11 protein-coding genes and 7 tRNA genes are annotated in these 14,490 nt (G+C 55.4%); 1 reads left to right on the top strand and 17 read right to left on the bottom strand.

The annotated features are described in order from the left end of the window. Positions 1 to 96: 96 nt before the first annotated feature. From ACOTXI_RS03645 to miaB, 6 genes are all read right to left on the bottom strand, one after another. Positions 97 to 1,002 carry an amino acid ABC transporter substrate-binding protein gene (locus tag ACOTXI_RS03645; RefSeq protein ID WP_008501049.1) on the bottom strand — a complete coding sequence of 302 codons (906 nt, stop codon included), beginning with the start codon at positions 1,000 to 1,002 and terminating at the stop codon, positions 97 to 99. Positions 1,003 to 1,402: 400 nt separating this feature from the next. Then, positions 1,403 to 2,941 carry an apolipoprotein N-acyltransferase gene (gene lnt / locus ACOTXI_RS03640; protein WP_025912718.1) on the bottom strand — a complete coding sequence of 513 codons (1,539 nt, stop codon included), beginning with the start codon at positions 2,939 to 2,941 and terminating at the stop codon, positions 1,403 to 1,405. Positions 2,942 to 2,946: 5 nt separating this feature from the next. Next, positions 2,947 to 3,825: a CNNM family magnesium/cobalt transport protein CorC gene (gene corC, locus ACOTXI_RS03635; RefSeq protein WP_021242574.1), complete on the bottom strand. Its 879-nt coding sequence runs from the start codon at positions 3,823 to 3,825 to the stop codon at positions 2,947 to 2,949. 89 nt (positions 3,826 to 3,914) lie between these two features. Beyond that, positions 3,915 to 4,382: an rRNA maturation RNase YbeY gene (gene ybeY / locus ACOTXI_RS03630; RefSeq protein ID WP_008501052.1), complete on the bottom strand. Its 468-nt coding sequence runs from the start codon at positions 4,380 to 4,382 to the stop codon at positions 3,915 to 3,917. Then, entirely contained in the window at positions 4,379 to 5,425 is a 1,047-nt protein-coding gene (locus ACOTXI_RS03625; protein WP_008501053.1) for a PhoH family protein, read from the bottom strand. The genes ybeY and ACOTXI_RS03625 overlap by 4 nt, the downstream gene beginning before the upstream one ends. A gap of 163 nt (positions 5,426 to 5,588) precedes the next feature. Then, positions 5,589 to 7,013 carry a tRNA (N6-isopentenyl adenosine(37)-C2)-methylthiotransferase MiaB gene (gene miaB, locus ACOTXI_RS03620; protein WP_028012350.1) on the bottom strand — a complete coding sequence of 475 codons (1,425 nt, stop codon included), beginning with the start codon at positions 7,011 to 7,013 and terminating at the stop codon, positions 5,589 to 5,591. Between the two features lie 135 nt (positions 7,014 to 7,148). Here miaB and ubiF point away from each other — a divergent pair, with 135 nt between their 5' ends. Next, positions 7,149 to 8,324, top strand: coding sequence for a 3-demethoxyubiquinol 3-hydroxylase (ubiF, locus tag ACOTXI_RS03615; protein WP_058653543.1), 1,176 nt, complete (start codon positions 7,149 to 7,151; stop codon positions 8,322 to 8,324). A 105-nt stretch (positions 8,325 to 8,429) separates the two neighbouring features. Here ubiF and ACOTXI_RS03610 read toward each other — a convergent pair. From ACOTXI_RS03610 to nagA, 11 genes are all read right to left on the bottom strand, one after another. Then, positions 8,430 to 8,504, bottom strand: a tRNA-Gln gene (locus tag ACOTXI_RS03610). 36 nt (positions 8,505 to 8,540) lie between these two features. Further along, positions 8,541 to 8,615 (bottom strand) — tRNA-Gln (locus tag ACOTXI_RS03605). A gap of 42 nt (positions 8,616 to 8,657) precedes the next feature. Continuing rightward, positions 8,658 to 8,734, bottom strand: a tRNA-Met gene (locus tag ACOTXI_RS03600). A 17-nt stretch (positions 8,735 to 8,751) separates the two neighbouring features. Continuing rightward, positions 8,752 to 8,826: transfer RNA gene (locus tag ACOTXI_RS03595), tRNA-Gln, on the bottom strand. A 32-nt stretch (positions 8,827 to 8,858) separates the two neighbouring features. Continuing rightward, a tRNA-Gln gene (locus ACOTXI_RS03590) sits at positions 8,859 to 8,933 on the bottom strand. A 23-nt stretch (positions 8,934 to 8,956) separates the two neighbouring features. Beyond that, positions 8,957 to 9,041 (bottom strand) — tRNA-Leu (locus tag ACOTXI_RS03585). Between the two features lie 9 nt (positions 9,042 to 9,050). After that, positions 9,051 to 9,127 (bottom strand) — tRNA-Met (locus ACOTXI_RS03580). Positions 9,128 to 9,353: 226 nt separating this feature from the next. Then, entirely contained in the window at positions 9,354 to 11,018 is a 1,665-nt protein-coding gene (gene asnB, locus ACOTXI_RS03575) for an asparagine synthase B (RefSeq protein WP_021242994.1), read from the bottom strand. A gap of 249 nt (positions 11,019 to 11,267) precedes the next feature. Further along, on the bottom strand, positions 11,268 to 12,020 hold the full coding sequence (gene nagD / locus ACOTXI_RS03570) for a ribonucleotide monophosphatase NagD (protein ID WP_008501057.1): 753 nt from the start codon (positions 12,018 to 12,020) through the stop codon (positions 11,268 to 11,270). 45 nt (positions 12,021 to 12,065) lie between these two features. Further along, entirely contained in the window at positions 12,066 to 13,286 is a 1,221-nt protein-coding gene (gene nagC / locus ACOTXI_RS03565) for a DNA-binding transcriptional regulator NagC (RefSeq protein ID WP_021242995.1), read from the bottom strand. Positions 13,287 to 13,294: 8 nt separating this feature from the next. Continuing rightward, the gene (gene nagA / locus ACOTXI_RS03560) at positions 13,295 to 14,443 is read right to left on the bottom strand and encodes an N-acetylglucosamine-6-phosphate deacetylase (protein WP_008501059.1); all 1,149 of its coding nucleotides are present in this window, start codon (positions 14,441 to 14,443) and stop codon (positions 13,295 to 13,297) included. Between the last annotated feature and the right edge of the window lie 47 nt (positions 14,444 to 14,490).

Here is a 14,490-nt window from a genome sequence, read left to right as displayed (position 1 = left end):
TTTTTCGCGCTGAGTGGGGAACGACCACTCAACGTATAGTCTGTCCATGCTTCCCGACAATCGAGAGGGCAGGAGATCCCGCCCCTGTTGTTCTAATTAGTTAAGAGCCTTGTCATTTGGAGATTTGAACAGCGCTTTCATGTCGTCAGACAGTTCAAAATTCATGTTCAGGTTTTTTGGTGGAATCGGGTTCTTGAACCATTTGTCGAACCATTTTTCCGCTTCGCCTGAGGTCTGCACCTGGGCGATGGTGTCATCGATCAGCTTTTTGAACTGCGGATCGTCTTTACGCAGCATACAGCCGTAGGCTTCTTTCGACTGCGCGGTACCGACGATATCCCAGTTGTCTGGTTTCTTCGCTTTCGCACGCTCGCCTGCCAGCAGGGCGTCGTCCATCATAAACGCGACGGCACGACCGCTTTCCAGGGTACGGAAGGAGTCGCCATGGTCTTTCGCGCTGATGATGCGCATATCCATTTTCTTCTCGTCGTTCAGCTTGTGCAGCAGCACTTCAGACGTGGTCCCGGAGGTGACAACGACCGCTTTCCCTTTCAGGTCAGCGAAGTCTTTGATCTCACCACCTTTCTTCGTCAGCAGGCGGGTGCCCACAACAAAGATGGTGTCGGAGAAGGCAGCCTGCTTCTGACGCTCGAGGTTGTTGGTGGTGGAGCCACACTCGAAGTCAAAGGTGCCGTTTTGCAGCAGCGGAATACGGTTCTGTGAAGTGATGGGGATCAGCTTCACCTGCAGGTCAGGTTTGTTCAGCTTTTTCTTCACAGCTTCAACGATGGCGTTGGAGTAATCCTGTGAATAGCCCACGACTTTTTGCGTGTTGTCGTAGTAAGAGAACGGGACAGAAGATTCACGGTGGCCGACCACGATAACGCCGTTTTTGGCAATCTTGTCGAGAGTGCTGCCTGCTGCCGGAGCGTCTTCAGCGTGAACCACGCCTGCGGACATCCCCATAACCAGCATTGCTGTGGCCAGTTTACGTAATTGCATACCCAACTCCTTTTTTATCAGCGCCAGCGACGCATTGATACCCATTGTGATGTTGTTATATCTCGCGCAATGCGAGTGCAGTGTTATGCAAGCTTGTTAACATTTAGTCTGGCTTAATGTAAAGATTTTGCTGCGTTATTGTTTATTTTTGCGAAGCACGCCGCACCATTCAGAGGCAAATATCTCCCGTTGCACCGTTTCGGTGCTACCGATGATCTACGCTGGTGCGACAAAGTTGCACAGTAAGCCAAACTGCGTTTACCTGAATAAACAAAGCAATAGGCGTGCCAGAATTGAAGTCTGGAGAGTATTGTCGGGTGGCGCTGACGCTTACCCGACCTACAAAAGCGAAACAGTAGGCCGGGTAAGCGTCAGCGCCACCCGGCAGGAAGAGGAGGGATTATCGACGACGCTGGCGCAGACTCATCAGCACCGCGCCAAAGCCGAACAGCGCGGTCAGGATCCACAGCGGCCAGTTGCCGGTGCGTGCGTACGGCGTCAGCCCGGTGGTAGGAGTGACGTTGGTGGTCAGCACTTCTCGGGTGAACTGCGGGATCATGGCCTGGATTTCACCCTGCGGACCAATCACGGCGGTGATGCCGTTGTTGGTGCTGCGCAGCAGGGGACGGGCCAGCTCCAGGGAGCGCATGCGTGCCATCTGGAAGTGCTGCCACGGGCCGATTGATTTACCAAACCACGCATCGTTGGAGATGGTCAGCAGATAGTCCGTATCCGGGCGGAAGTTATCGCGCACCTGCTCGCCTAAGATGATTTCGTAGCAGATGGCCGCCGTCAGGGCTGCGCCGTGCGCGTGCAGCTGAGGCTGAACGTACGGTCCGCGGCTGAAGGAGGACATCGGCAGATCAAAGAACGGGGCCAGCGGGCGAAGAATTGACTCCAGCGGCACAAATTCACCAAACGGCACCAGGTGGTTCTTGTTGTACCGATCGGTGGAGTGGTAGCTGTATTCGCTGTCTTTGCCGAGCGTAATGATGGTGTTGTAGGTGTCGTAGCGGTTCTGCTGATTCAGACGCGCATCGACAATCCCGGTGATCAGCGTACTGCCACGCGAGAGCAGCAGGTCGTTCATCATGTTGAGGAACGGCTGCTGGTTGATCTCCAGATCGGGAATAGCAGACTCCGGCCAGATAATCAGCTGCGATTTACCCATCACCTCTTCGGTGGCGTTGGCGTAGATCTTCAGCGTATTCAGCAGTTCTTTCTCGTCCCACTTCATCGACTGCGGGATATTCCCCTGCACCATGGAGACCTGCATGGCGCGCGCGGGCTCCGGCGTGAACCACTGGATATAGCGCAGCGGGAAGGGCAGGGCGAACAGCACCAGCGCCACAGCCAGCGGTTTCCAGCATCGTGAAACCAGCGCTAATACCAGCAGGCCGCTAACGACCATCAGCAGGAAGTTAATGGCCTCAACGCCCATGACCGGCGCCAGGCCTTTCAGCGGGCCGTCAATCTGACTGTAGCCGAACTGCAGCCACGGGAAGCCGGTCAGCACCCAGCCGCGCAGGAATTCCGTGATCTGCCAGACCACCGGCGCGGCAATGGCAACGCGCAGCCAGGTGGTTTTGGGCCACAGGCGAGAAAGGATGCCGGCGAACAGACCGGTATAGAGCGAGAGATACGCGGCGAGCAGTACCACCAGGAAGACGTTTACCGGGCCCGGCATACCGCCAAACTGCGCGATGCTGACGTAGACCCAGTTAATACCTGAGCCAAACAGCCCCAGTCCCCAGAAGTAGCCAATAGCGGCAGCCTGTACCGGACGACGGTTCAGGGTCAAACCCTGAAGCCCCATCAGGGAGAGAACGGCCGCAGGCCAGATATCGTAAGGAGAAAAAGCCAGCGTACCGCTGGCTCCGAGTAACAGCGCCAGCAGCAAACGGACGCGCTGGCGTTCAAGCAATGGGGCAAATGCCATTTACATTAATCTTCCAGTTTTGGCACCGGTGAGTCGTCCGGCGTTCTGACGTGAACCTGTATAATACGTCGGCTGTCGGCCATGGCTACTTTGAACTGGTAACCGTCGATGTCAACGGTCTCTCCGCGCGCCGGGAGGTGGCCAAAGGCCTGCATCACCAGCCCGCCAATGGTATCGACCTCTTCATCGCTGAAGTGGGTCCCGAAGGCGTCGTTGAAGTCCTCAATGGAGGCCAGCGCCCGCACGGTCCAGGTGTGGCGGCTGAGCTGACGGAAGTCGATATCCTCTTCTTCGTCATACTCATCTTCGATTTCGCCCACGATCAGCTCAAGGATATCCTCGATCGTGACCAGACCGGAGACGCCACCAAATTCATCAATAACAATCGCCATGTGGTAACGCTGAGAGCGAAACTCTTTCAGCATCCGATCCACACGTTTACTTTCCGGCACAACCACGGCCTGGCGTAACACTTTTTCCATGCTGAAGGCTTCGGCATCGCTGCGCATAAACGGCAGCAGATCTTTCGCCATCAAAATCCCTTCGATGTGATCTTTGTCTTCGCTGATGACCGGGAAACGCGAGTGGGCGGATTCGATGATGACATCGAGACACTCGTCCAGCGTCTGGTTACGTTTCAGGGTGATCATCTGCGAGCGGGGAATCATGATATCGCGAACGCGCTGGTCGGCGATGTCCATAACCCCTTCGAGCATTTCGCGCGTATCTTCGTCGATAAGGTCGTTTTGCCCGGAATCACGAATCAGCTCCAGCAGTTCATCACGGTTTTTCGGTTCGCCGTGGAAAAGCTGGTTCAGAATGAGGGAGAAAAATCCCTTTTTACTGGTTGTCGTGTCGCTACTGTGTGAATTGTCGTCGCTCATGGCGTTTGTTAAGGGTTCTCTTGTTAGTTCAATGTTTACCGCCACGCGATGTCCTTTCGTGGCGGCAGGGGAGTCAGTCCGGTGACTGACTATTCTTTCTCGGCAATGTACGGATCCTCATAGCCCAGAGCAAGCATTATCTCTGTCTCGAGGGACTCCATCTCTTCCGCTTCGTCGTCTTCAATATGATCGTAGCCGAGCAGATGCAGGCTGCCGTGTACCACCATGTGCGCCCAGTGGGCTTCAAGAGGTTTCTGCTGCTCTTTAGCTTCCTGTTCAACCACCTGGCGGCAGATGATCAGATCGCCCAACAGCGGCATCTCGATGCCCGGCGGGGCTTCGAACGGGAAAGAGAGCACGTTGGTCGGCTTATCTTTCCCGCGATAGGTCAGGTTAAGCTCATGGCTTTCTGCTTCATCCACCAGGCGAATCGTGACTTCTGATTCTTCCTGAAACTGCGGGATAACGGCATCCAGCCATTTCTGAAACTGTGCCTCATCTGGCATGCCGGAATTGTCTTCACAGGCCAGCTGTAAATCGAGGATCACCTGACTCATTTCTGTTCTTGCTCCTGCGCTTCGCGCTTACGTTCTGCGGCCAGTTCGGCCTTACGCTTCTGATCTGCCTCTTCCCAGGCTTCATAAGCGTTAACGATACGCGCGACCACCGGGTGGCGTACCACGTCTTCACTGTGGAAGAAGTTAAAGCTGATTTCATCGACCTCGGCCAGCACTTCGATGGCGTGGCGCAGGCCCGATTTGGTGCTGCGCGGCAGATCGATCTGCGTGACGTCGCCGGTAATCACCGCTTTCGAGTTAAAGCCAATACGCGTCAGGAACATTTTCATCTGTTCGATGGTGGTGTTCTGGCTCTCATCGAGAATGATGAACGCATCGTTCAGCGTACGGCCGCGCATGTAGGCGAGCGGGGCCACTTCGATCACGTTACGCTCAATGAGCTTCTCGACCTTCTCAAAGCCCAGCATTTCGAACAGCGCATCGTATAAAGGACGCAGATACGGATCGACCTTCTGGCTCAGATCGCCTGGCAGGAAGCCCAGTTTTTCACCGGCTTCAACGGCAGGGCGGGTCAGCAGAATACGTCGGATCTCCTGACGCTCCAGCGCATCAACCGCCGCGGCAACGGCCAGATAGGTTTTACCCGTACCCGCCGGCCCCACGCCGAAGGTGATGTCGTGGTCGAGAATATTGGCGATATACTGCGCCTGGTTTGGCGTACGCGGCTTGATGACGCCACGCTTGGTCTTAATGTTGATCGCCTTGCCATAGTCCGGCACGCTCTCCGCGCTCTGCTCAAGCACGCGCGCCTCTTTAATGGCGAGGTGAATCTGCTCCGGTTCGATATCCTGAATTTCGCCGCGCATGGGGGAGGTGTCGACATACAGGCTACGCAGAATGTCCGCAGCGGCGTTGACGCAGATAGGGCGTCCGGTGAGTTTGAAATGATTATCGCGACGATTGATTTCGATACCCAGACGTCGCTCCAGTTGTTTGATGTTGTCATCAAACGGCCCGCACAGGCTCAGCAGGCGAGCATTGTCTGCTGGCTCAAGGCTAATTTCACGCGTATCTATGTTCAAACTGTTCCTCTTTGATTGATTAACTGACCCGCTGCCACACGGCGCAATAAAACGGTCATTACCGAAATTATTCACGCCACAGAATAAAGGCGCAAGCGTTGCGGAAGATATTGGGGGCGATGAGAGGAAATACAAGGCCTGCCAAAGCGGCAGGCCTGAAGGATTATGGCTGGTAAATCCCAACGCCAGAATCGTTTTCTTTGCGGGTTCGCGAGATCACGGATTCCGGTGACTCTGCGATACGCAGGCCCATTTCGTCTTCGGTGCGGACCACTTTCGCGCGCAGCGAGTTGGTCAGCACTTCGACAATCTCGACGTCCACAAACTTACCGATCATATCCGGGGTGCCTTCAAAGTTCACCACGCGGTTATTTTCCGTACGACCAGAGAGTTCCATAATGCTCTTGCGGGAAGTGCCTTCCACCAGAATGCGCTGAACGGTGCCGAGCATGCGGCGGCTCCAGGCGTTAGCCTGCTGGTTGATGCGCTCCTGCAGAATGTACAGACGCTGCTTTTTCTCTTCTTCCGGCACATCGTCAACCATATCGGCCGCCGGTGTTCCAGGACGCGCGGAGAAGATGAAGCTGTAGCTGACGTCAAAGTTCACTTCGCCGATGAGCTTCATGGTGCGCTCGAAGTCATCAGCGGTTTCGCCAGGGAAGCCGACGATAAAGTCAGAGCTAATCTGGATATCCGGACGCGCTTCACGCAGCTTACGGATGGTGGATTTATACTCCAGCACCGTATGGGGACGGCCCATCAGGTTCAGCACGCGGTCAGAGCCGCACTGGATCGGCAGGTGCAGGAAGCTCACCAGCTCTGGCGTATCGCGATAGACGTCAATGATGTCATCGGTAAATTCCATCGGATGGCTGGTGGTAAAGCGAATGCGGTCGATGCCGTCAATCGCGGCCACCAGACGCAGCAGCTCGGCAAAGCTGCCGGTCGTGCCGTCGTAGTTCTCACCGCGCCAGGCGTTAACGTTCTGGCCCAGCAGGTTCACTTCGCGCACACCCTGCGCGGCAAGCTGCGCGATTTCAAACAGAATGTCATCTGCCGGGCGGCTGACCTCTTCACCACGGGTGTACGGCACCACGCAGTACGTGCAGTATTTGTTGCAGCCTTCCATGATGGAGACGAAGGCGGTCGGGCCATCGGCACGCGGCTCAGGCAGACGGTCAAATTTTTCGATTTCCGGGAAGCTGACGTCAACGACCGGGCTACGGTTGCCACGAACCTGATTGATCATCTCAGGCAGACGGTGCAGGGTCTGAGGGCCAAAGACAATGTCCACATACGGGGCTCTCTGGCGGATCAGCTTGCCTTCCTGCGACGCGACGCAGCCGCCCACGCCGATGATCAGGTCCGGATTTTTTCGTTTGAGAAGTTTCCAGCGGCCTAACACGTGAAAGACTTTTTCCTGCGCTTTTTCACGAATTGAACAGGTGTTCAGCAGCAGCACATCGGCTTCTTTCGCATTTTCAGTCAGCTGGTATCCGTGGGTGGTATCCAGCAGATCGGCCATCTTGGATGAATCGTATTCGTTCATCTGACAGCCCCAGGTTTTTATATGGAGTTTTTTAGTCATCGACTTGCTCAGCTCAGGATTGCAAGCCGCGTATTGTAATGCTTTGGTGGGGTTGTGACCAGTATGAAGGTTATGTGTCTCAGGACCGCAAAAATCCGGTAAACTTAAGGGATTCTCCAATAAGGAAAATTGACCATGACACTCCAACACACCGAAGTTGCCGTTGTCGGCGGCGGTATGGTCGGCGGCGCGCTGGCGCTGGGGCTGGCGCAGCAGGGATTTGAGGTAACGGTAATCGAACAGGCGGCTCCGCCAGCCTACGATCCCGCCAGTAAACCGGACGTGCGCATTTCTGCGATCAGCGCGGCATCCGTCGATCTGCTGCGCGGGCTGGGCGTCTGGGAGGCAGTGCAGGCGATGCGCGCGCACCCTTACAGCCGCCTCGAAACCTGGGAGTGGGAAAATGCCCACGTCGCGTTTGATGCCGCTGAGCTAAAGCTGCCGCGCCTGGGGTATATGGTGGAAAACAACGTGCTCCAGCGGGCGCTCTGGCAGGCGCTGGAGGCGAATCCGAAGGTGACGCTGCGCGTGCCTGCGTCGCTTAAGGCGCTGCATCCTCACGAGCGTGGCTATCTACTGACGCTCGACAACGGCGATGAGCTGGCCGTGAAGCTGGTCATCGGGGCGGACGGCGCTAACTCGCAGGTCAGACAGATGGCGGGGATCGGGGTTCATGCCTGGCAGTATGAACAGTCTTGTATGCTGATTACCGCCGAGTGCGAGAATGCGCCGGGCGAAAGCACCTGGCAGCACTTTACGCCGAACGGCCCGCATGCCTTTTTACCGCTGTTTGATAACTGGGCGTCGCTGGTGTGGTACGACAAACCGGCGCGCATTCGTCAGCTGCAGGGGATGAACATGGAACAGCTGCAGCGCGAGATCCTGCTGCACTTCCCGAGCCGTCTGGGGCACGTCACGCCGGTCGCCGCCGGGGCGTTCCCACTCACGCGTCGTCATGCGTTGCAGTATGCCCGCGCAGGCTTAGCGCTGGTGGGTGATGCGGCACACACCATTCATCCGCTGGCCGGGCAGGGCGTGAACCTGGGATATCGTGACGTCGATGCCCTGCTGGATGTGCTGGGCAACGCCCGCGGACACGCGGAAAACTGGGCCAGCCATCAGGTGCTGAAGCGTTATCAGACGCGGCGTATGGCGGATAACTTCCTCATGCAGTCGGGAATGGATCTGTTCTATGCCGGGTTTAGCAATGACGTAGCCCCGGTGCGTATTCTGCGTAACATAGGTCTGATGGCAGCGGAACGCGCCGGTGGCCTGAAGCGTCAGGCCCTTAAGTACGCTCTCGGACTCTAAACTTTTTTCCCTCTCCCCGTGGGAGAGGGCCTGGGTGAGGGCATCAGGCCGCACAATTCTGTACAAAAACAAAAAAGCCCGCAGAGCGGGCTTTTTTGTTTTAAGTGGCTGGGGTGCAGGGATTCGAACCCCGGAATGCTGGTATCAGAAACCAGAGCCTTACCGCTTGGCGACACCCCAATTGCGTTAAACAAGCTGCCTAACGACTTTGTAAATTGGCTGGGGTACGAGGATTCGAACCTCGGAATGCCGGAATCAGAATCCGGTGCCTTACCGCTTGGCGATACCCCAACAATTTTTTCTCATTACCGAAATCGATCGATAATCTCAATTTGGTGGCTACGACGGGATTCGAACCTGTGACCCCATCATTATGAGTGATGTGCTCTAACCAACTGAGCTACGTAGCCAGTACTGCAATCTTCGATGGCTGGGGTACCTGGATTCGAACCAGGGAATGCCGGTATCAAAAACCGGTGCCTTACCGCTTGGCGATACCCCAATACCGCGGAGAACCGCAAAATCGAAGAAATATGGCTGGGGTACCTGGATTCGAACCAGGGAATGCCGGTATCAAAAACCGGTGCCTTACCGCTTGGCGATACCCCATCCGTGCAACGCTTACCCGGGAATGGTGCGGGAGGCGAGACTTGAACTCGCACACCTTGCGGCGCCAGAACCTAAATCTGGTGCGTCTACCAATTTCGCCACTCCCGCAAAAAAAGATGGTGGCTACGACGGGATTCGAACCTGTGACCCCATCATTATGAGTGATGTGCTCTAACCAACTGAGCTACGTAGCCATCTTTTTTTCGCGTTACCTTATCGGCGTTGCGGGGCGCATTATGCGTATAGACCCTTGCAGCGTCAACACCTTTTTCAACGAAAATAGCCGGAATGTGACTGTTTGGTTAGGTTGCGAACAGCGTGACCGAATATTCGGCAATTATTGGTTATTAATCGGTTTTAGCTGTGCAAAAGCGGGGCAAAAAAAATCAGGCCCCGCAGGGCCTGAGATGAAATACGTGATTATTTGTAGGCTGACTGGTGAACGCCTACCGCACGTCCTGACGGATCGTTCATGGATTTGAACGATTCATCCCATTCAATCGCTTTGGCAGACGAGCAGGCGACGGATGGACCACCCGGCACACACTCTGCAGCGCTCGGTACCGGGAACAGTTCTTCAAAAATTTCACGGTAGAGGTACGCTTCTTTCGAGCCCGGCGTGTTGTACGGGAAGCGGAAGCTTGCGGTTTCCAGCTGTTGGTCAGAAACCTGTTTCGCCGCCACCTCTTTCAGGGTGTCGATCCAGCTGTAGCCTACGCCATCGGAGAACTGCTCTTTCTGACGCCATGCCACGCTCGCCGGCAGGTAGGATTCAAAACACTCACGCAGGATATGTTTTTCCATTTTACCGTTGCCGCACATTTTATCCTGCGGGTTGATGCGCATCGCCACGTCGAGGAATTTCTTATCCAGGAACGGTACACGCGCTTCGACACCCCATGCCGACATCGCTTTGTTGGCACGCGCGCAGTCAAACATATGCAGCGCCTGGAGTTTACGCACGGTCTCTTCGTGCAGCTCTTTGGCATTTGGCGCTTTGTGGAAGTACAGGTAGCCGCCAAACACTTCGTCAGAACCTTCACCGGAGAGCACCATTTTGATGCCCATCGCCTTGATCTTACGCGACATCAGGTACATCGGCGTGGAGGCGCGAATTGTCGTTACGTCATAGGTTTCAATGTGATAGATCACATCGCGGATCGCATCCAGGCCTTCCTGCACGGTGAAGTGAATTTCATGGTGCACGGTGCCGAGGTGGTTTGCCACTTCCTGCGCGGCTTTCAGATCCGGCGCGCCTTCCAGGCCCACGGCAAAGGAGTGCAGCTGTGGCCACCAGGCTTCTGAGCGCTCCTGATCTTCCACGCGACGAGCCGCAAATTTCTTGGTGATGGCAGAGATCACGGAGGAGTCCAGACCGCCGGAGAGCAGCACGCCGTAAGGTACGTCTGACATCAGGTGGCTTTTCACGGAATCTTCCAGCGCCTGACGCAGCTCGGCTTTGTCTGTCACGTTGTCTTTTACCGCGTCGTAGTCGAACCAGTCACGCTGGTAGTACGGACGGATCTCGCCGTCTTTACTCCACAGGTAACTGCCTGCCGGGAACTCTTTGATGGTGCGGCAGACCGGCACCAGGGCTTTCATTTCAGACGCAACGTAGAAGTTTCCGTGTTCATCGTGGCCCATGTACAGCGGGATAATACCGATGTGGTCGCGGCCAATCAGGTAAGCGTCTTTTTCGCTGTCGTACAGGGCGAAGGCAAACATACCCTGCAGGTCGTCCAGAAACTCGGGACCTTTCTCCTGATACAGCGCCAGGATCACTTCACAGTCGGACCCGGTCTGGAACGCGTAGCGGTCGCCGTACTCGGCGCGCAGCGCCTGGTGGTTATAGATCTCACCGTTGACAGCCAGCGCGTGCGTTTTTTTCTCGTTATACAGCGGCTGTGCACCGGCGTTGACGTCAACAATAGACAGACGTTCGTGAGCCAGAATTGCTTTGTCACTGGCGTAAACGCCTGACCAGTCCGGGCCGCGATGGCGCATCAGGCGGGACAGTTCGAGTGCCTTTTTACGCAGTTCGCCCGCGTCAGTTTTAATATCCAGTACGCCAAAAATTGAACACATAACCTTCTCCGTTAACCCTGTTGCTTTGTAATGTTGCTTGCTTATGAAAATGCCGCAAAGGGGCAGGGCGCGCAAGCGTTTTACGGGCGAAAACGGAAATAGTGCAATGGTGGTTGCGGATCGGTGAAAAACGCGTATGTCATGAGCGCTTTTATTGAGGATTATGCAATGAAAGTGCTTTTTCGTTAGATGTAGTCGTATTTTGCAGGTGAGAAAATAAAAAACCACGCCCTGAGGCGTGGTTCGGTATCAGATGATGTCAATTTCATCGACGGAGGGGTAAATCCAGCTTGGGCGGAACGGCATTGAGTCAATGTCATCAAGCTGAGAGACCCCAGAGAGCACCAGAATCGTCTCCAGACCGGCCTGGAAACCGGCCAGAATATCGGTGCGCAGGTTGTCGCCGACAATCACGGTCTCTTCAGAGTGGGCCTGCATCTTGTTGAGCGCGGCGCGAATGATCCACGGGCTGGGCTTGCCGACATAGAACGGCTTGCGCCCGGAGATCTTCTCGATACCGGCACACAGCGCGCCGCAGGCCGGATAAAAACCGCGACCGTGGGTATCCGGGTTGGTCGCAATAAAGCGCGCGCCGTTAGCCACAAAGAAGGATGCCTTATGCATCATCTCCCAGTTGTAGGAACGCGTTTCACCTACAATCACAAAGTCCGGGTTGACGTCGGTGATGGTAAAGCCCGCTTTATACAGCTCATGGATCAGCGCGCCTTCACCGACCACATAGGCTTTTTTTCCTTCCTGACGCTTCAGAAAATCCGCCGTGGCCATCGCCGAGGTATAAAACACGCTGTCCGGGACGTCGACTCCCGCCGTGGCAAAGCGGTTTGCCAGATCCTGACCGGTCTGAGAAGGGTAGTTCGTGAGAAGAACCAGAGGCATTCCTTTGTCGATGATGCGGTGAAGAAACTCCGCAGCACCCGGCACGGCAACGTTGTCGTGCATCAGCACGCCGTCGATATCACAAATTACATTCTTAATGGTCATGGACAGTCCGACATCAAAAAAAGAAGGCGTTACTATAAGGTCCGATCAACTTTCCAGCAAATGCTGCAGCAGAATTCCGTTGAGCATGGCGCGTTTGACCAGCGCGAACGCGCCAATCGCCGAACGATGGTCAAGCTTTGAACGAACCACCGGAAGATTCTGGCGGAATGCTTTCAGCGCCTGGGTGTTAATACAGCCTTCAATCGCGGGGAGCAGCACCTTTTCCGCTTCCACAATTTCACCGGCGATCACCACTTTTTGTGGGTTAAACAGGTTAATGGCGATGGCGATGGTTTTCCCCAGATGGCGTCCCACCTGCTCGATCACTTCACAGGCCAGCGCGTCGCCTTTATTAGCAGCTTTGCAGATGGTGCCTATCTTGCAGTCATCCAGCGTCACGCGGCTTTGGTAACCCTGTTCAAGCAGATGGCGAACGCGCTGCTCGATGGCGGTGTTGGCGGCAATGGTTTCAAGGCAGCCAAAGTTGCCGCAGTGGCAGCGCTCCCCGAGCGGTTCAACCTGAATGTGGCCGATCTCACCGACGTTACCGTTGCGACCAATAAAAATTCGGCCGTTAGAGATAATGCCTGCGCCCGTACCGCGGTGAACGCGCACCAGAATAGAGTCTTCACAGTCCTGGCTCGCACCAAAGTAGTGCTCTGCCAGCGCCAGAGAGCGAATGTCATGGCCCACAAAGCAGGTCACTTTAAAGCGCTTTTCCAGCGCGTCGACCAGCCCCCAGTTTTCAACCTGAATGTGCGGCATATAGCGGATCACGCCGCTTTCCGGGTCGACCAGACCGGGCAGAATCACCGAGATGGCGATGAGTTCGCGGATCTTGCGCTGACAGCTTTCAATAAACTGCGCGATGGTATTCAGCAGCGCATGCTCCAGCGTCTCCTGGGTGCGTTCCGGAAGCGGATAGTGCTCTTCCGCAATGGCTTTACTGCTCAGATCGTACAGCGTGAGCGTGGTGTCATGACGGCCCAGACGGACGCCAATTGCCTGAAAATTGCGGGTTTCGGTAATAATGGAGATAGCGCGGCGGCCCCCGGTGGAGGCCTGCTGATCGACTTCTTTGATCAAACCGCGCTCAATGAGCTGGCGGGTAATTTTTGTCACGCTGGCGGGAGCAAGCTGGCTTTGTTCGGCTATCTGAATACGTGAGATTGGCCCGTGTTGGTCAATCAGGCGATATACCGCCGCGCTGTTAAGCTGTTTAACGAGATCGACATTACCGATTTGAGCTTGTCCGCCAGGTGTCATACTTTTACTTACTCAGTGACGACCTCGTTACCATTAACGATGGTCTTAATAATTTTATAATCGTGTGTGAATGCCGTCAGGTTTGCAACCATACCTGGTGCAATTCCGCCAAGCTGTTTATCCACGCCGATAGCGCGCGCAGGATAAAGGGTGGCCATGCGCAGGACTTCATCAAGCGCAATTCCGCAATGCTCAACCAGGTTACGCACCCCTTCAATCATGGTCAAAGAGGAACCGCTCAGCGTACCGTTTTCATCCACACACAGTCCATTGCGGTAGTATATTGTTTTACCGGCAAAAATGAACTGCTCAATATTTGCACCTGCCGGTGCGGTAGCGTCCGTTACCAGGCAGAGCTTGTCACCTTTCAGCCGCTTGGCGTTGCGAATGTTGGTGTAATCAACGTGTAAGCCGTCCGCGATAATGCCGCAGTAAACGTCTGGCTCATCCAGAATCGCGCCAACCAGACCCGGTTCACGACCTGTGATGTATGGCATGGCGTTATAAAGGTGCGTCGCAAAGGTAATGCCCGCGCGGAAACCGGCTTTCGCTTCTTTCAGCGTGGCATTTGAGTGGCCCGCTGAAACCACAATTCCGGCGGCGGCCAGCTTGCTGATGACGTCCGTGCCGGTCATTTCCGGTGCCAGCGTCACCTTGGTGATCACATCGGCGTTGGCACACATGTAGTCAACCAGCTCCGCATCAGGTTTACGCACGTAGTCAGGGTTATGCGTTCCTTTCTTGACCATGTTCAGCCATGGCCCTTCCAGGTGCAGACCGAGCGCCTGATTCGGATGTTTGGCCAGGTATTCGCGCATCACGCGGATACCCTGCTTCATCAGGTCATCACTGCTGGTGATGAGCGTTGGCAGATAGCTGGTGCAGCCCGATTTCTCGTTGGCTTTCTGCATGATCTCCAGCGTTTCGACCGTTACCGCATCGGCGGTATCATTGAATTGCACACCGCCGCAGCCGTTGAGCTGTACGTCGATGAAACCGGGGGAGATTACTGCTCCATTGAGTGAGCGCTGTTCAATCTCCGGCGGCAGTTCTGCCAGCGGACAAACACGTTCAATCAGGCCATTCGCGATAACAATCGCGTGGTCATCCAGAATTTCATGGCCGGTATAAATCCGACCGTGGGTTAAAGCGTACATAACGACCCCCGGTTAAAAAAAGCGGCCGCCTCTTGAGAAAGAGGCGG

The organism is Enterobacter cloacae complex sp. BZL2005, from assembly GCF_049238885.1.
Classification (GTDB): Bacteria; Pseudomonadota; Gammaproteobacteria; order Enterobacterales; family Enterobacteriaceae; genus Enterobacter; species Enterobacter roggenkampii.
This window is presented reverse-complemented; position numbering and strand designations above follow the sequence as displayed.